This is a genomic window from Variovorax sp. AC194 (assembly GCF_979257995.1).
In genome coordinates, this window is record NZ_OZ409823.1 from 220,169 (window position 1) to 236,980 (window position 16,812).

Below are 16,812 nucleotides of genomic sequence, written 5' to 3' on the forward strand. Positions count from 1 at the left end.
AGTGCCCCTTCGCTGGACGTTGACATCGTGAGAGGGTTCAAACTGGCGGCTCATTGCATTCATTCATTCATCCATCCATCCAAGAAGGAGTCAGAACGATGAGCCAGAAATTCCAGGTCTCGGGCATGAGCTGCGGCCACTGCGTGAGCGCGGTGCAGAACGCGGTGCAGACGGTCGATCCCGAAGCGCAGGTCACGGTGGACCTCGAGACGGGCCATGTCGACGTGCTGAGCGAACAGCCGCGCAAGGACATCGTGGCCGCGATCGAGAACGCGGGCTACGGCGTTCAATGACGGGCCAGGTCGCCATCGGCGAAGCGGCGCGCCTGTCGGGCGTGTCGGCGCGCATGGTCCGGCACTACGAGGGGCTGGGCCTGTTGCCGGTGGTGGCGCGCACCGACAGCGGCTACCGGCAGTACGGCGAGGCCGACGTGCACACGCTGCGCTTCATCAAGCGCTCGCGCGACCTGGGTTTCTCGATGGAAGAAATCGCCGAGCTGGTCGGCCTCTGGCACAACCGCCGGCGCGCGAGTTCGAGTGTCAAGCGGATCGCGCAGAAGCATCTGGGCGAACTGGAGCAGCGCATCGCGGACATGCAGTCGATGCGCAGCACGCTCGCGCACCTTGTGCATTGCTGTCACGGCGATGCGCGCCCCGATTGCCCGATCCTCGACGATCTAGGCAAAGCCTAGGTCAGGCGCCCCGTACCAGGGACAGCACCTTGCCCGCATCCAGCGTGCGGGCCTTCTCCTGGATGGCCGGCAGGTATTGCGTCTGCAGGCTCTGCCCTTCCTTCACCACGCCGGAGAACGCGTCCTTGAGCATCTGCGTCGAGAGCGTGCGGCCGCCGGCGTAGTAGCGCTTGGCCACATGGCCCAGCGCGTAGGTCGAGGCGAAGCTCATGCCAGAGCTCACCGCCTGGTTGCCCAGGCCCCGCAGCAGGCCGCCGCCCACCTTGCCGAGCAAGCCACCCAGCAGCTTGCGCCCGGCCTGCTCCAGATACTGCGAAGTCAGGCCCACGCCGACCGTGGCCAGGAAATCCTTGATGTGGCCGCTGTCGAGCTGGTAGCCGTGCGCCTGGCCGATGCGATAGACCAGCTTCATCTGCAGCGGAATGATCGCCATGGTCGAGAGCGTCTCGGGCAGCAGTTCGAGCGCGCCGTTGAGGATCGCGGCATTGAGGATCGACTTGTCGAGCTCGGCGCTGTCGGGCGTGTTGGGGGCGGCCACCGCCGTGACGGCGGTGCCTGCCGCAGCACCCACGGGCACCGCGGCAATTTCTTCGGCCTGCTGCGAGAACCGCGCCGCCGAGGCATCGAGGCCGAGCGATGTGCGAACGTCCGCAAGGAACATGCGCTCCGCTTCCGATTGCGCGCCGTCGGCATCGCAGACGCACACCGCCATCTCATAGGCGAGCTGCTTCGATTCGTTGCTGGTCAGCTCTCCGGCCACCGAAGCGAGGGAAACGCGCTTCATGAGCACGTCCTGGTAGAGCGTCGGCAGGTTCAACCCGTCGGCCTGCGACAGGCCCTCCGCAATGCGCTTGATCTCGGCGCGTTCGCGCTCGTGTTTCTCGCCGTCGACAAAGGCAGCCAGCAGGCTCAGGGTCACGATGGCCTTGGTTTCTGAGGGTGTCATGTTCGAAATTTTTCGCAATGTGAAGGACGGCATTGGGTCGCCACGAGCCTCGAAGGTTCCTTTCTGCGTTGTCCCCGCAAAACTTGGGCAACTCTGTGGATAACGTCGGCACTTCTGTGTAGGGGTGTGGCAAGTGGTTGATTTCAAAAGGAAATCTACATATTGCCCAAATAAGAGGCAATGAATTTCTTGCGCCCAAAACCGTCTTTCGCAGATTTGTCGGGGACTGTCAAAGGACAACTCTGGGGAGAGTTTTGGCACAAGCCATCGGTTATCCACAGGGCCGGCGGGTTGCCCGATGTTGTCCCTTTTGCGGGTACATCCCGGAAGCACGGCTGCGCACAGTGACGCAGCTGTGACAAGTCGTTGTCACATAACGAAAAAAGTGCCCTGTCCACAGAAGAGGGCTTCCCTTATCTACTACTACTAATTTGAATAAGAAGAATAAGAAATAGAAGACAGAAAGAGCGCCGCGCCAAAAAAAAGGCCGCGAACGGCCGCGCCGGTCCCCAGCGCCTCGGACGAAAACCGGCATCGCCGCCTTCCTTCCCCTCGCTAACATTCGCGGATGAGCTTCAAACCCCGGATCCTGATCGCCGAAGACGAATCGGGCATCGCCGACACGCTGCAGTACGTCCTCAAGAGCGATGGCTTCACGCCGGTCTGGTGCGCGACCGCCGAAGAAGCGATCGCGCAGTTCGCGCAGGAACCGCCCGCCCTCGCCATCCTGGACATCGGCCTGCCCGATCTCAACGGCTTCGAGCTCTTCAAGCGCCTGAGGGCGCTGAACCAGTCGCAGGGCGGGCCCGAGGTGCCGATGCTGTTTCTCACGGCGCGCAGCGACGAAATCGACCGCGTGGTGGGGCTGGAACTGGGCGCCGACGACTACATCGCCAAGCCGTTTTCGCCGCGCGAACTGGTCGCGCGGGTCCGCACGATCCTGCGGCGCAGCACGCGCAACAGCCCTGGAGGCCCCGGAACGGCCGCAGCGCAGGGAACCGGGGTACTCCCTCAAAATTCGCCCGCAGCGCCTCCAGCGACGCCACAGGCCCCGCCAATGCCCTTCGCGGTCGACAACGAGCGGATGCAGATCCGGTACTACGGCCGGCTCCTGGAGCTCTCGCGCTACGAATACGGGCTCCTGCGGCTGCTCGTGCAGCGGCCGGGCCGCGTCTTCACGCGCGACGAATTGCTGGAACACGTCTGGGACGACGCGAGCGACAGCTTCGACCGCACGGTCGATGCGCACGTCAAGACGCTGCGCGCCAAGCTCAAGGCAGTGGCGCCCGACGTCGAGCCGATCCGCACGCTGCGCGGCACCGGCTATGCGCTGAACGAAGAATTGCCGGCCAGGGTTTCGTGACCCGGCGCACGCGGATCTTCATCGGCATCCTGCTGATCTACACGGCGGGCATCGCCTTTTTGCTTTACCGCGTGGTGTCGGACATCGATCCGCGCTACCGTGAGTCGGCCGAAGAGTCATTGGTCGAGACTTCGCAATTGATGGCCAGCCTGGTCGAGCAGGACGTGATCGCGGGCGCGATCAACACCGGTCGGCTGGAGCCGCTGTTCCGCACGGTCTATGCGCGCGAGTTCTCGGCGCAGATCTACAACCTGCACAAAAGCCAGGTGGAACTGCGCGTGTACGTCACCGACCGCAGCGGCCGCGTGATGTTCGATTCGCTCGGCAGGCACCTGGGCGCCGACTACTCGCAATGGAGCGACGTGAGCCGCACGCTCGCGGGTCTTTACGGCGCGCGCACCTCGCGCGATGTCGATGGCGATCCGCGCACCTCGGTGATGTACGTGGGCGCGCCGATCCGCTGGAACAACGAGATCGTCGGCATGGTCAGCGTCGGCAAGCCGGTGCAGAGCTTCGGCCAGTTCGTGGAAGACGCACGGGCCCGCACGCTGTGGGTCGGCGTGGGTTCGGGCCTGGCGCTGTTGCTGCTGGCGCTGATCGTCTCGGTCTGGCTGGTGCGGCCGTTCGGGTTGATCTCGGATTACTGGACCTGGGTGCGCGCGCAGCGAAGCCTGAGCTTCTCGCGCATGGCGCGGCGCGCGGTCGACGCAGTGCGCACCGGCTTCAGCGAAATGCGCGATGCATTGACGGGCCGCAACTACGTGGCCGACTACGTGCAGACCTTCACGCACGAAGTGAAGAGCCCGCTCTCGGCGATTCGCGGCGCGGCCGAGTTGCTGCAGGAGCCGTCGATGCCGCACGCGGAGCGCGAGCGGTTCTTGAAGAACATCGAGCGCGAGACGCAGCGCATCCAGGAAATCGTCGACCGCATGATGGAGCTCACCGCGCTCGAAACGCGGCGCGCATTGGAGCGGACCGAGCCCGTGCCGCTGGCTTCGCTGATCGACGACATTGCCATCAGCGCGCAGCCCGCGGCGGCCAAGCGGAACATCCGCCTCCTGGTGAACATCCGCGCCGAAGCCAGCACGGAAGGCGATCCGTTTTTGCTGCGCCGCGCGATCAGCAACCTGCTGGACAACGCGATCGATTTCTCACCGCCCGACAGCGAAGTGCTGCTCACGCTGGAGACCACCGCCAAGCTCGCGCGCGTGAGCGTGCGCGACCACGGACCGGGCATTCCCGAGTACGCGCAGGAGAAGGTCTTCCAGAAGTTCTATTCGCTCGCGCGGCCGCACAACCAGAAGAAAAGCACGGGGCTGGGGCTGGCGTTCGTCAAGGAAATCGCGGCGCTGCACCGCGGGCGCATCGAGCTGGGCAATGCGGCGCGCGGCGGCGCGGTCGCGACGCTCACGCTGCCGCTGGCGTCACACCACTGAAGGAATCACTGACCCGTGAGCGCGCCGTAGGCGCTGCGCGTCTCGGGGCTCACCGCGTCGAGCAACTGCTCGTACGAGGTCTGGTGCCGCGCCAGCATGCGTGCCGATGCCACCGTCTTCGACTTGCAGAACCAATGGCAGGTGTGCTGCATCAGGAACAGCTCGGCCGACATGGTGAAGGCCTTGGACTTGGCCGGACGGCTCGATGCGTTCTTCATCACGCCGGCGATGCCGCGCGCGTGGATCTTCAACGCTTCGCGCAGGTCGAAGGTCGCGGACGGAAAGAGCTTGTGCGCGTAGGGAACGGCCAGGGGCAGCTTGCTCACGCGCGTTTCCGCTTCGGGTACGCGTGCGAACTCGGCCGCGAAATTGTCGAACTGCGCCGAGAGCTTTTCCTCGGTGGTATCGAGCAGGCTCCAGATCTGCTGGCGACGTTCGGGGTCGTCTTCGCCCAGGCACCGCAGGTAGCCTTGGGTCAGGCTCTCCATCAGCTTCTCGATCTGGTACTGGCCCAGGTGGCTTCCCAGCAGCGCGATGCGCTGGCGCTGGTCTCTGGACTTGAGGATGTAGGCGCCGACAAGAAGCAGCGCCACCAGCGTGAGGATTTCCATGAATGCGTTCGGCCAAAGCAAAAAAAGGGGACGGCACCGAGTGTAGAGACCCGGTGGCGTCCCCCTTCCGGCGCGGTTACCTGAAGAAATCGAGGATGCGGCTGCGTTCTTCGGGCGGCGGCGGCGCGCCGATCGGCGCACCCGTGAGTTCTTCCACCGGCGGTGGTGCCTGCTCGGCGTTCTCCAGGCCCAGGCTCGCCACGTTGTGGCCCGGCGTGAAGTCGTCGAAGTACCACTCGCCGTCGATGTTCACCACGCCGGGCGGTTCGGCCGGCTGCGTCACGGGCACGCCCTGCAGTGCCGATTGCATGTAGCCGATCCAGATCGGCAGGCTCAGGCTGCCGCCGGTTTCGCCGCGCACGCCGAGCTGGCGCGGCGTGTCGTAGCCGATCCATGCGATGCCCACGCGCGTGGGCTGGAAGCCCGCGAACCAGGTGTCGAAGGAATCGTTGGTGGTGCCGGTCTTGCCGTAGAGGTCGTTGCGCTTCAGGGCCTGGTGCGCCTTGAACGCGGTGCCGCCCTTCACCACGCTTTGCAGCAGCGAATCCATGATGAAGGCATTGCGCTGGGGAATGGCGCGACGCGCTTCGTCGAGCACCGGCGGCTCGGTTTCCATGATGACCTTGTCCTTCATGTCGGTGACGCGCGTGACCAGGTACGGATTGACGCGGTAGCCGCCGTTGGCGAACACCGAGTAGCCCACCGCCATCTGCATCGGCGTGACCGAGCCTGCGCCAAGGCCCATCGGCAGGTTGGCGGGCTGCTTGTCCTTGTCGAAGCCGAACTTGGTGACCCAGTCCTGCGCATAGGGCGCGCCGATCGACTGCAGCACGCGCAGCGTCACCAGGTTCTTGGATTTCATCAACGCGGTGCGCAGCGGCATCGGGCCTTCGTAGGTGCCTTCGAAATTCTTCGGCTCCCATGGCTGGCCGCCGTTGGCGTTGGCGTCGAAATACAGCGGCGCATCGTTCACCACCGTGGCGGGGGTGAAGCCCTTTTCGAGCGCGGCCGAATAGATGAACGGCTTGAAGCTCGAACCCGGCTGGCGCCACGCCTGCGTCACGTGGTTGAACTTGTTCTTGCCGAAATCGAAACCACCGACCAGTGCCCGGATCGCGCCGCTGCGCGGGTCCATGGCGATGAAGGCGCCCTCGACTTCGGGCAGTTGTGTGATCTCCCACGTGCCCTTCGGTGTCTTCGCCACGCGAATCACCGCGCCGCGGCGGATCTTGATGTTGGGCGGGGCCTTGGCCGCGAGGCCCGACTGCGCGGGCTTGAGGCCTTCGCCGGTGATCTGGATCGCTTCGCCGTTGGCGCGCACGGCGTTGATTTCCTTGGCGTTGGCATCGAGCACGACGGCGGCGATCACATCGCCGTTGTCGGGATGTTCGGCGAGCGCGTCGTCCACGGCCTCGTCGACTTCCTTCTGCTCGGTCGGCAGGTCCACGAACTTCTCGGGCCCGCGATAGACCTGGCGCCGCTCGTAATCCATGATGCCCTTGCGCAGCGACTTGTAGGCGGCGGCCTGGTCGGCCGCGACCAGCGAGGTGTAGACCTTCATGCCGCTGGTGTAGATGCTGTCGCCGTACTGCGTGTACATCATCTGCCGCACGGTCTCGGCCACGTACTCGGCGTGCAGCCGGTTCGGATCGGCCGCATCGCGCAGGTGCAGCTCTTCCTTCTTCGCTTCGGCCGCCTGGTCGGCGGTGATGAAGCCGGTCTCCTGCATGCGGTCGATCACGTAGAGCTGGCGCGCCCGTGCACGGCGCGGGTTGGCCACCGGGTTGTTCGCGCCAGGGGCCTTCGGCAAACCGGCGAGCATGGCGGCTTCGGCGACGGTCACGTTCTGCAAAGGCTTGCCGAAATACGCCTCGGAGGCGGCGGCGAAACCGTAGGCGCGATTGCCCAGGTAGATCTGGTTCAGGTAGATCTCCAGGATCTGGTCCTTCGTGAGCTGCTGCTCGAGCCGGAAGGCCAGCATGATCTCGTAGGTCTTGCGGCTGAGCGTGCGCTCCGAGCTCAGGTAGACGTTGCGCGCCACCTGCATCGTGATGGTCGAGGCGCCTTGCTTCCGGCCGCCCTTGAGGCTGGCCACCGCGGCGCGCATGAAGCCCTTGTAGTCGACGCCGCCGTGGTCGTAGAAGCGCGCATCTTCCACGGCCAGCACGGCGTCTTTCATGATCTTCGGAATGCTCGCGAAGGGCGTGAGGTTGCGGCGCTCTTCGCCGAATTCGCCGATCAGCGTGCCTTCGGTCGAGTACACGCGCAGCGGCAGCTTGGGCCGGTAGTCGGCGAGCTCGGAAATATCGGGCAGCTTCGGATAGATGGCGACCACCGTGACGATGGATGCGACCAGCACCACCAGTGCGCCGGAGCCCACCACGATGGCGCTCCATTTGCCGATGCGTTGCCAGCGCGCGTTGCGGTCGTCCGGCGTGGCGCCGTCTTCGGGTGGGGAGGAGCTTGAACGTTTGAACATAAAAAGGGGCTGCTAGCGAAAGGGTTGGAGCCGGCGGGGGCCGCTGCGTTCCAGCATCGGCAGGTCGAGTGCGCCGCGCTGCGCGGCCTGCTGCGCGCAATGCATGGCGTCGAAATACTTGTCGTGGTCGAAGGCGATCAACAACAGGTCCACACCGGCATCGAGGGCGCGGACCGTGGCGTCGCACAGCCCGCGGTTGTAGGCCGCGCCCATCGTCAGATCGTCGGTGACGAGGAGGCCTTCAAAGCCCCACTCGCCGCGAATCAGCTGCTGCACGATTTTGCGCGAGAAAGAGACCGGATAGACCGCATCGAGTTCCGGAACGACCACATGGCCGAGCATGATCGCGGCGTTCGAGTTTTTCGACACGTCTTGAAACGGCTTCCAGTCATGTGTTGCAAGTCGGGCGACGGGCGTGCGCAGGGTCGCGGCGAAGTGGTGCGTGTCTTCGGTCACGCCCGCAAGTCCGGGAAAGTGCTTGAGGGTGCCGCGCACGCCAGCCGATTCGAGGCCTTGTTCGTAAGCGAGCGCCACCTGCGCGGTGAGTGCGGGATCGGCCGCGATGGCGCGTTCGTCGATGCGGGTGTGCAAGTCCCACTTGCCGGGCGCGCGGCCGGTGCGCAGATCGACCACGGGGCTGAAGTTGAGCGTGATGCCGAGCGCGGCGAGCGAGCGGCCTTGTTGCGCGCCGTAGGCATGGGCGCGTTGCGCGAGTTCGGCTTCGGGCACGTCGGCATCGAGCAGCGTGGAGAGACCGGGCTGGCGTTCGATCAAGGGCGAGAGGCGGGATACCGCGCCGCCCTCCTGGTCCGTCGCAACGATCAGCGCGGGCAGGCCGGCTTCGCGGCGCAGCGCCTGCAAGTCGTCGATCTCCTTGCGCAGATCGGCGGCAGTGCGCCCCTTCACGTTGCGGCCCGTGATGAACACGCCGCCGATCAAGCCCTTGCGTGCGAGCTCGTGCAGGGCCTTCGCGTCGTCGTAGCCGACCATGAAGTGCGCGCCGAGCGCTTGTGCCACCGGCCCGGATGAAGTCGTCACTTCGGCCCGGTGACGCACGCTAGCTGCTTCGTTGCCGAGGGCCGTGAGCAGCGCCGCGAACACCAGGCCCAGCGACACCGGGCGCGACACGCGACGCCCGAAACGCCATGCGGTCACCGCGCTCAGGCACAGCGCACTCAGCAACATCGGAAACTCCCAAGTGCCCATGAAGCGCAGATGCGGGTCCTTCAGGTGCCAGGCCCAGAACCACAGCGCTGCCAGGGCCAGCCAGCCCAGGGCGCCGAGCGCGAACCGCAGGAGTTTCATGCGCCTTGTGCGATGGGCGCGGCGGGCACGGTGGACACGGTCGGCTCCACGCGCCGCGACAGCGCGTACCAGTCGACCTTGCGCGTCACCAGCATCAGCGTGGCCAGCATGCCGAAGATCAGCAGTGCGCCGAGCAGCAGCGCATTGCTTTCGGAGGCGAGCAACCCGTAGAGCGCGCCGTACAACAGCGCAATGAAAGCTCCGAACGACAGGCCGCGTCGCCAGCCGCCGAGCACCGCGCTGAAGTACACGGCGAGCAGTGCAACGCTCGCACTGGCCGCGCTCGCATAAGCGATCCAGAACGCGAACTTCTCCGACAGCGCGAGCAGCAGCAGGAAGAACAGCGCGATCGAAAGGCCCACCAGGCCGTACTGGATCGGGTGCAGCCGCAGCTTGCGAAAGAGTTCGAACATGAAGGCCGCCATCAGCACCAGGCCGATGAACAGCATGCCGTACTTGCCGGCGCGCGTGCTCATCGAATAGACGTTGATCGGCTGCGCGAGCGACACGTCGAAGGTCTGCAGCGTGCCGAGGTTGCGTTGCGGGCGTGCGCTGCTTGCCGTTGCGACTGCAGCGGCGGCGTCGCTCGCATCGCCGCGGCCGGAGAGCCCGGCGCGCACCTGCTCGCGCGCCGAGGTCACGAGCGACGAGATGCGCCATTGCGCATCGAAGCCCTGCGGCGTCACGTTGCGTTGCGCAGCGAGAAATCGGCCACCGAAACTCGGGTGCGCCCAGGGGGAGGTGAGGCGCGCGGTGGTTTCTTCGGCGATGGGGGCGATCGCCAGGGTGTCCTGGCCGACCAGGCCGAGTTTCATCTCGAAGGTCAAGGGCGCGTTGGCTTGCCACGCCGTGAGCGCGGCGCCGGTGACCGGCGCGTGGATGCCGTCGGCGAACCAGGCGTCGTCGGCGATTCCCGGCACGCGCTGCTTGAAACGCAGCGCCTCGCCGCCCATCACCAGCGCCGGCGAACCGTCGAGACCGCGCAGGTCGCTCACGTTGAAGGCGACGAAGGGCGCCTTGAATTCGATCTTCGAATCGGTTTCGCTGTGCGGCAGGACCCTGGGGTCGAAGGCCGCGAAACCGCCGGTCAGCGTCGCGTTGAGCGTGTAGAACGGGATCTTGAAGATGCCGCGATAGCGCTCTTGCGGCGTCATCGAGCCGTCGATGTGCAACTTGTCGGGAAACACCACGTGGACCATTTCCTTGCTGCGCTGCTCCTGGCCGATCACCTTGCCTTGGGCATCGCGCAGCGGCTCCATCCAGCGCTCGACATACGGAACCAGCAACAGCGGCCCGACCATGGTCTGGCGGCTGGCATAGGTGGCGGCGAGCTCCTGGGCCGCTTCGCGCTGGCTCTCGCCGCGCTCGCGGTTGATCGAATCGATTTCTGCCAGCGGAATGCACAGCAGCAGCACCAGGAAGAACAGGCCGGCCACCTTGGCCAGCACGGACGCCTGAAGGGCTTTCAGGAACTGAAGCATGATTTTTTCTCCTCGTCTGTAGCGAAGCGGCGATGCTCTTCGCACGAGCCGAAGGCTGTGTGAAGCACCCGGGCGGTGTCACTTCACACAGGCTTCACAGAGCGCGACGTTCGCGGTCGGCGACTTCAAGAAGCCTTCCAACTGCCTTCTCGCGGGGTGCCGAAAGTTGCGGCCGTGCAAGTTCGCACGGACAAGGACCCCCGCCATGGATGCCACCATCACCCCACGCCCCGGCCGCTGGCTCTGGCTCGCCACCGTGAGCCTGGCGGCCGCAGGCTTCATCGCCATGGGCCTGCGCCCGGTGCATGCGCAGGAAGCACCCGCCGGCCCGCGCCTGAAGACGGAGAGCCCCTACTTCTTCGTCAAGAGCGACGACCCCTCGGTCGATCGCCTGCCGCTCAAGGGCACCGAAGTCGCCGTGAAGATTTCGGGCGTGATCGCCGATGTCACGGTCACGCAGACCTACCGCAACGAAGGCCAGCGCGCCATCGAAGCCAAGTACGTGTTCCCCGGTTCGACCAAGGCAGCGGTGAGCGGCCTCAACATTCGATTGGCCGACCGCCTGATCACCGCGCAGATCCGCGAGAAGCAGCAAGCGCAGATCGAATACGACACCGCCAAGAAAGAAGGCAAGACCGCCGCGCTGCTCGAGCAGCACCTGCCCAACGTGTTCCAGATGAACGTCGCCAACATCCTGCCCGGCGACGACGTGAAGGTGGAGCTGCGCTACACCGAACTCCTGGTGCCGCAATCGGGCAACTACGAGTTCGTGTTCCCGACCGTGGTCGGCCCGCGCTACAACAGCCCGCAATCGACGAACGCACAAGCCAAGTGGGTCGCCCAACCCACGCTGCAGGCAGGCGCCGCGCCGAGCGCGAGCTTCAAGCTCAAGGCCACCATCGACACGCCGATGGGCCTGAAGGAAGTGCGCTCGACCACCCACGCGATCGACGTGAAGAAGAGCGATGAAGACCAGCACGCCGACATCACGCTCACAGCCGATGGCCGCCCCGCCGACAACCGCGACTTCGTGCTCGACTACCGCCTCGCGGGCGAAAAGATCGAATCGGGCCTGATGCTCTACAAGGGCCAAGGGGAGAACGCCGAGAACTTCTTCCTCGCGATGGTCGAGCCGCCCAAGGCCGTGGCCGCGAGCGCCATCTCGCCGCGCGACTACATCTTCGTGGTCGACATCTCGGGTTCGATGCACGGCTTTCCGCTGGACACCGCCAAGACGGTGCTCGAACGCCTGATCGGGGGTCTCCGCCCGAGCGACACCTTCAACGTGCTGCTGTTCTCGGGCAGCAACAAGATGCTCTCACCCAAATCCGTGCCGGCCACGCGCGCCAACATCGAGCAGGCGCTTGCGACGATCAAGAACTACGACGGCAGCGGCAGCACCGAACTGATTCCCGCGTTGAAGCGTGTCTATGCCGAGCCGAAGGAAGAAAACGTGTCGCGCACCGTGGTGGTGGTGACCGACGGCTACGTGACGGTCGAGCGCGAAGCCTTCGACCTGGTGCGCAACAACCTCTCGAAGGCCAATGTGTTCGCCTTCGGCATCGGCTCTTCGGTGAACCGCAGCCTGATGGAAGGCATTGCACGCGCCGGCATGGGCGAGCCGTTCATCATCACCGACCCGGTGCAGGCGCCCGAGCAGGCCGCGCGCTTTCGCCGCATGGTGGAGTCGCCAGTGCTCACCAGCGTGAAGGCCACCTTCGGCGGTCTCGATGTGTACGACGTGGAACCGCAGGCCCTGCCCGACGTGCTCGGCGAGCGCCCGGTGATCGTGTTCGGCAAATGGCGTGGCGAACCGCGGGGCCGCGTGATCATCGAAGGCCAGAGCGCCAGCGGCCCCTACCGCCAGGAAGTGCGCATCGACGACCGCACCCGCCTGGACACCGCGGCGCTGCGCACGCTGTGGGCGCGCCATCGCATCCAGAGCCTGAGTGACCAGGAAGCGCTCGAAGGCAGCGCGGCCTTCAAGGAACGCATCACCGAGCTGGGCCTGAAATACAGCCTGCTCACGCAGTACACGAGCTTCATCGCGGTCGACAAGGTGGTGCGCAACGCGGCACCGCAGAACAGCGTGGATGTGAACCAGCCGCTGCCGATGCCGCAAGGCGTGAGCAACCAGGCGCTGGGCGCCGAAGTGCCCAGCACGCCCGAACCTGAATCGCTGGGCGCCATCGCCGTCGTGCTGTCGATGCTGGCCATGCTGCGCCGCCGAGCGCGCCGCAACGACGCACGCCGCTTCACCTCCTGAACGATCGAGAAGAACATGTCCTTGGCAACGCTCGCCCACCATCATCCGCGCATCGTGGATTGGGGCATTCACATCGACCGCACGCCGGCCGCCGGCTGGCTCGCACTGCAGTTCGCTGCGTTGACGCCCACGTGGGCATGGATGGTCCAGCGCATGCGCGACGGCTCGGACGATCCGCTGGGCCTGGTGGCGCTGGTCGCGCTCGCAGCATTGGCGTGGCAGTGCCGGCGCGAGTTGCGCGCTTCGCCGCGGCTGGGCTGGCTGGCGCTCGCAGGCGCCGGCACCGTGCTCGCCACGCTGCTGCGTTCGGGGCTTGGCATCGTGCCCGCGCTGCCGCCGTTGGCGGCGGGATTGGTGGCCGTGCTGGCACTGGCCTGCGGCCTGTTGGCATTCCTGCCGAGGCGCGTGGCTGCATTGCCGGTGGCTGGATTGGCGGTGCTTGCGCTGCCGCTGCTGTCGTCGCTGCAGTTCTACGCGGGCTATCCGCTGCGCGTGGTGACCGCCGAGGCCAGCCGCTGGCTGCTCGCGCCGGGCTTCGATGTGGCGCGCGAAGGCACGAGCCTGATGGTGGACGGCCGCCTGGTGATCGTCGATGCGCCCTGCTCCGGCGTGCAGATGGTGTGGCTGGGCTACTTCACGGCCTGCGCCGTCGCGCTGTGGGCGCGTCGCAGCGACAAGGCCTTCGTGCGGCGCCTGCCGATGGTCGGCCTGCTGGTGCTGGCCGGCAACATCGTGCGCAACAGCGTGCTCATCGCTTTCGAGGGCGCGGGCCATGCATTGGCGCCGTGGGCGCACAACGCGCTGGGCCTGGTCGTGCTGGCGGCCGTGTGCGGCGCCATCGCACGCCTGATGGTGCCCGCGCGCGCTGTGCCGGAACCTGGCGACCACCCGATCCCGGGCCTGATCACCACGCAAGGAGGCCGCCATGTCGACACCGTTCTTTGAACGCTGGTTCGCCAACCATTTCATCAACCGCATCGGCCACAAGAGCGCCTTCGCGCTGGCGATGCTGCTGTGCATGCTCTGGTCGACCGCGGCGGCGCTGCGCGCGCCGGATGCAATCGGCGAGACGGCGATGTCCCATGAATGGCCCAGCCAGTGGGACGGCGTTCCGTTGCGGCCGCTCGCGTTGAGCGAAGTCGAGCAGCGCTTCGCCGACCGCTTCCCCGGCGCCATCGGACGCATGACGGACGGCACCCAGACCCTCGTCATGCGCGAGGTGAAACAGCCCACGCGCATGCTCCACCCGGCCGCGGACTGCTACCGCGCGCTCGGCTACCGCATCGAACAGGCGCGGCTGGAGCGCGATGCGCAGGCGCGTTTGTGGCGCTGTTTTGTTGCGCAACGGCACGGCGCGCAAAAGTTCCGCGTTTGCGAGCGCATCGTCGATGCCCAAGGCACTGCTTTCACCGACACTTCAGCCTGGTACTGGTCGGCGGCCAGCGGGCGGTCGACCGGCCCGTGGCAAGCCGTCACCGTGGCGAGACCGATGTGAGAGCGTGTTTGTGAAGAAGACCTTGCGATTTGTGCTTTTCGGGCTGCTGGCCCTCGTGTTGACAGCGCTTGTAGCTATCTTTCTGATAGTGAAATTCGCGCTGGCACCGGCGGCGGGCGAATGGAGCACCTCGGTGAAAGCCGGCCCGCTCGATTTCGAGATCGGCGTGCCGACGGCCGTGCGCCTGGCCACATCGCCCTGGTTCGCGCCGCGCCTGGACGGCCACTCGCTCGACACCCGTTTCGGCACCGTGCGTTTCAGCTGGAAAGATGCGACGGGCCTGCAGGAGCTGCGTTGCGAGCCCTGCAGCGTCGAGGTGCCGGCGCTCGGCACGCAGCCGATCAAGGTCGAACGCCTGGTCGCCACCGTGCGCCGCGACGGCAACACGCTGACCGGCACCTTCGAAGCCACGCCCAGGACCACCGAGACGGACATGCTCCAGGGCCAATGGGAAGGCCGCCTGGCGCCCAAGAACCTGCATCTGAGCGCCAAGGTCCAGGACGCGCCCATCGCCCGCTGGTATGCGGTGCTGCTGCCCACGCTGCCCGAGCTGCAGCGCGCGCGCATCGGCGGCACGCTCGCGCTGAGCGGCCAGCTGGTGCTTCCCGAAGCCACCTTCGCCGTGCAGCCCGTCATCAGCCAGTTCACGGTCGAGGGGCTCGGCACCGAGGCCATGCTCGGCGCACGCACCAGCTGCGGCCCGTCCGCCAAGCTGGCCAACGACAGCTGGCTGGCGCGCGCCGTCATCGCGGCCGAAGACCAGCGCTTCTTCACGCACGCCGGCTACGACATCACCGAGATCCTCGCCTCCATCGACAACAACCAGAAGGAAGGCCAGACCAAGCGCGGCGGCAGCACGCTCACCCAGCAACTGGCCAAGCTGCTGGTGACCGGCAGCGACCGCACGGCCGAGCGCAAGCTGCGCGAAATGCTCTACGCGGTCGAGATGGAGCAGACGCTGGGCAAGGCCCGCATCCTGCAGCTCTATCTGGACAACGCGCCCTGGGGCGGCAACATCTGCGGCGCCGAGGCGGCGGCGCGGCGCTACTTCAAGCGCAGCGCCCGCACGCTGGAGCCCGCGCAGGCCGTGTGGCTCGCCGCGATGCTGCACAAGCCGCAGGCCGTGCTTGAGCAATGGCGCCGCGACGGGCGCATCGACGCGGACCGCACCAAGTGGGTTGCGGAAAGCGTGCGCGGCATCAGCCGCAACCAGCGCGAAACACTGCTCAAGAGCGTGGCCGCAGCCAAGTACACCGCACCGGAAGCCAGTACCCCATGACCACAGCGCCAAGCATCGCCGACATCGAAGCCATCGAGCGCGCCACCATCGCGGCGGTGTCGCCCGAGGCGTCCGAGGAGCTCGACGGCTGGCTGCTGCCTTTCGATGGCGGCACCGTCAAGCGCGCCAAGTCGGCGGTGCCCCTGCACCGCGGCGCGGTGGACGCGGCCACGCTGGACCGCATCGAGGACCGCTACGACAGCCGCCAGGTCGTGCCCGCGCTGCGGCTGGCCGATGCCGACTGCTTCGATGGCCTGCGCGCCGAGCTGGAGCGCCGTCACTATGTGCAGGACAACCCCACCTGCGTGCAGATCGGAACGGCGCGGCAGATGCGACAGGTGGCGCCCGGCGCCGGTTCGATGGCCGATGTGGACCGCGCACCCGACGATGCCTGGGCCGCGCTGTTTCTCGGCGAGGGGTTCGATCCGGTGGACGGCGCCCACCGCGTGCGCTCGCTGGCCCGCGCCAAGGGCTCGCTCTATGCGAGCGTGCGCGAGAACGGGCGCACCGTGGCCGCGGGCGCCATGGCCTTCGGGCACGGCTGGGCCAGCGTGCACGGCATGCGAACCGACAAGGCGCACCGCGGCCGTGGACTCGCAGGGCGCGTGCTGGCGGGGCTCGCGCAAGCGGCGTTGACGGCAGGCTTCGAGCGCGTGTTCCTGCAGGTCGATGCGCAGAATCATCCAGCGCTGTCGCTCTATCGCCGCGCCGGGTTCTCAACCCACTGGCAATACCGCTACTGGCAACGCCAGCAGTGGCCTGGATAAAGCCTCAGGCCTTTTTTTCCGGCGCCTCGCCGGCTTCGAAGCCGAAGCGCGCGTCCCGCAGCGTCGCATCGACCAAATCGATCGGGCTGGCGAATCCGGGTGTCACCTGGAGGATGCCGCCCAGGCGCTGGTCGATCAGCAAAATCGCCAGGCCGTGCACATAGCCCCAGGCGGCGGTCATCCGCACGGCTTCGGTGTCGCCCAGTGACACCGGCGTTTCCCCCGAGGTTTCCGGCCTGCCGCCGATGATGGCGGCCATCACGCGCATCGCCTCGCGGGCGGATTCGTGCAGCGCGGGGCGGCGCATGTCGATCATCTCGTTGCGGAACATCAAACCGAACATCGCCGCGTTGTCGTGGGCGAAGTGCACATAGGCGCGGGCGATCGCATTGCGGCGCTCGCGCACGTCTACTGTCTCGGGCGCGGCGGTGCGCATGGCCTCGGTCAGGCGCCGGAAGCCGACCGCGGCCAGCTCGCTCACCAGCCCCGTCGTGTCGCCGAAATGGTGCTTGGGCGCCGTGTGCGACACCCCCGCCTCCCGAGCGATGGCCCGCAGGCCCAGGCCGGGAATGCCGTCGCGCAGCAGCACCGTCTCGGCCGCGGCGAGCAGGGCCTCGGGCAGGGAGCCGTGGTGGTAGCGCTTGGGCGGGGTGTCGGTGGTCATGGGGAAGAAGAGGGAAGAACAGCAAGGAC

At 66.6% G+C, this 16,812-nt stretch carries 15 protein-coding genes; 9 read left to right on the forward strand and 6 right to left on the reverse strand.

Annotated features, from left to right (window positions below; translation table 11 throughout):
* Positions 1 to 98 precede the first annotated feature (98 nt).
* The gene (locus ACZYRS_RS01070; RefSeq protein ID WP_198785488.1) at positions 99 to 293 is read left to right on the forward strand and encodes a heavy-metal-associated domain-containing protein; all 195 of its coding nucleotides are present in this window, start codon (positions 99 to 101) and stop codon (positions 291 to 293) included.
* Complete coding sequence (gene cueR, locus ACZYRS_RS01075; RefSeq protein WP_463417802.1) at positions 290 to 691, forward strand: Cu(I)-responsive transcriptional regulator; 402 nt, start codon at positions 290 to 292, stop codon at positions 689 to 691. The genes ACZYRS_RS01070 and cueR overlap by 4 nt, the downstream gene beginning before the upstream one ends.
* 1 nt (position 692) lies before the next feature.
* On the opposite strand, the gene ACZYRS_RS01080 is transcribed toward cueR, so the two are convergent.
* The gene (locus tag ACZYRS_RS01080; protein ID WP_198785486.1) at positions 693 to 1,637 is read right to left on the reverse strand and encodes a YcjF family protein; all 945 of its coding nucleotides are present in this window, start codon (positions 1,635 to 1,637) and stop codon (positions 693 to 695) included.
* Positions 1,638 to 2,205: 568 nt separating this feature from the next.
* Here ACZYRS_RS01080 and creB point away from each other — a divergent pair.
* Both creB and creC read left to right on the forward strand, forming a co-directional pair.
* Positions 2,206 to 3,000, forward strand: a complete 795-nt coding sequence (gene creB / locus ACZYRS_RS01085; RefSeq protein WP_463417803.1) for a two-component system response regulator CreB — start codon at positions 2,206 to 2,208, stop codon at positions 2,998 to 3,000.
* On the forward strand, positions 2,997 to 4,436 hold the full coding sequence (gene creC / locus ACZYRS_RS01090; protein ID WP_463417804.1) for a two-component system sensor histidine kinase CreC: 1,440 nt from the start codon (positions 2,997 to 2,999) through the stop codon (positions 4,434 to 4,436). Before creB ends, creC begins: the two co-directional genes overlap by 4 nt.
* A 5-nt stretch (positions 4,437 to 4,441) precedes the next feature.
* Here creC and ACZYRS_RS01095 read toward each other — a convergent pair whose 3' ends face one another.
* From ACZYRS_RS01095 to creD, 4 genes are all read right to left on the reverse strand, one after another.
* Positions 4,442 to 5,047: a hypothetical protein gene (locus ACZYRS_RS01095; RefSeq protein ID WP_463417805.1), complete on the reverse strand. Its 606-nt coding sequence runs from the start codon at positions 5,045 to 5,047 to the stop codon at positions 4,442 to 4,444.
* 76 nt (positions 5,048 to 5,123) lie between these two features.
* A complete protein-coding gene (locus tag ACZYRS_RS01100) occupies positions 5,124 to 7,526 on the reverse strand; it encodes a penicillin-binding protein 1A (protein WP_463417806.1) in 2,403 nt (800 codons plus the stop codon).
* A gap of 12 nt (positions 7,527 to 7,538) precedes the next feature.
* Positions 7,539 to 8,831: a glycoside hydrolase family 3 N-terminal domain-containing protein gene (locus ACZYRS_RS01105; protein ID WP_463417807.1), complete on the reverse strand. Its 1,293-nt coding sequence runs from the start codon at positions 8,829 to 8,831 to the stop codon at positions 7,539 to 7,541.
* Positions 8,828 to 10,312, reverse strand: coding sequence for a cell envelope integrity protein CreD (gene creD, locus ACZYRS_RS01110; protein WP_463417808.1), 1,485 nt, complete (start codon positions 10,310 to 10,312; stop codon positions 8,828 to 8,830). The genes ACZYRS_RS01105 and creD overlap by 4 nt, the downstream gene beginning before the upstream one ends.
* Positions 10,313 to 10,517: 205 nt before the next feature.
* Here creD and ACZYRS_RS01115 point away from each other — a divergent pair, with 205 nt between their 5' ends.
* The 5 genes from ACZYRS_RS01115 (at position 10,518) to ACZYRS_RS01135 (ending at position 16,119) form a co-directional block, all read left to right on the forward strand.
* Positions 10,518 to 12,578, forward strand: coding sequence for a VIT and vWA domain-containing protein (locus ACZYRS_RS01115; protein ID WP_463417809.1), 2,061 nt, complete (start codon positions 10,518 to 10,520; stop codon positions 12,576 to 12,578).
* A 15-nt stretch (positions 12,579 to 12,593) separates the two neighbouring features.
* Positions 12,594 to 13,523: an exosortase Q gene (gene xrtQ, locus ACZYRS_RS01120; protein WP_463417810.1), complete on the forward strand. Its 930-nt coding sequence runs from the start codon at positions 12,594 to 12,596 to the stop codon at positions 13,521 to 13,523.
* Complete coding sequence (locus ACZYRS_RS01125; protein ID WP_463417811.1) at positions 13,504 to 14,073, forward strand: hypothetical protein; 570 nt, start codon at positions 13,504 to 13,506, stop codon at positions 14,071 to 14,073. Before xrtQ ends, ACZYRS_RS01125 begins: the two co-directional genes overlap by 20 nt.
* Positions 14,074 to 14,161: 88 nt before the next feature.
* A complete protein-coding gene (locus ACZYRS_RS01130) occupies positions 14,162 to 15,352 on the forward strand; it encodes a biosynthetic peptidoglycan transglycosylase (protein ID WP_463417812.1) in 1,191 nt (396 codons plus the stop codon).
* A complete protein-coding gene (locus tag ACZYRS_RS01135) occupies positions 15,349 to 16,119 on the forward strand; it encodes a GNAT family N-acetyltransferase (protein WP_463417813.1) in 771 nt (256 codons plus the stop codon). The genes ACZYRS_RS01130 and ACZYRS_RS01135 overlap by 4 nt, the downstream gene beginning before the upstream one ends.
* A 4-nt stretch (positions 16,120 to 16,123) precedes the next feature.
* Here the strand turns inward: ACZYRS_RS01135 and ACZYRS_RS01140 are convergent, their stop codons facing one another.
* Positions 16,124 to 16,783 (reverse strand): TetR/AcrR family transcriptional regulator, encoded by a 660-nt coding sequence (locus tag ACZYRS_RS01140; protein WP_463417814.1) that lies wholly within the window; start codon positions 16,781 to 16,783, stop codon positions 16,124 to 16,126.
* Between the last annotated feature and the right edge of the window lie 29 nt (positions 16,784 to 16,812).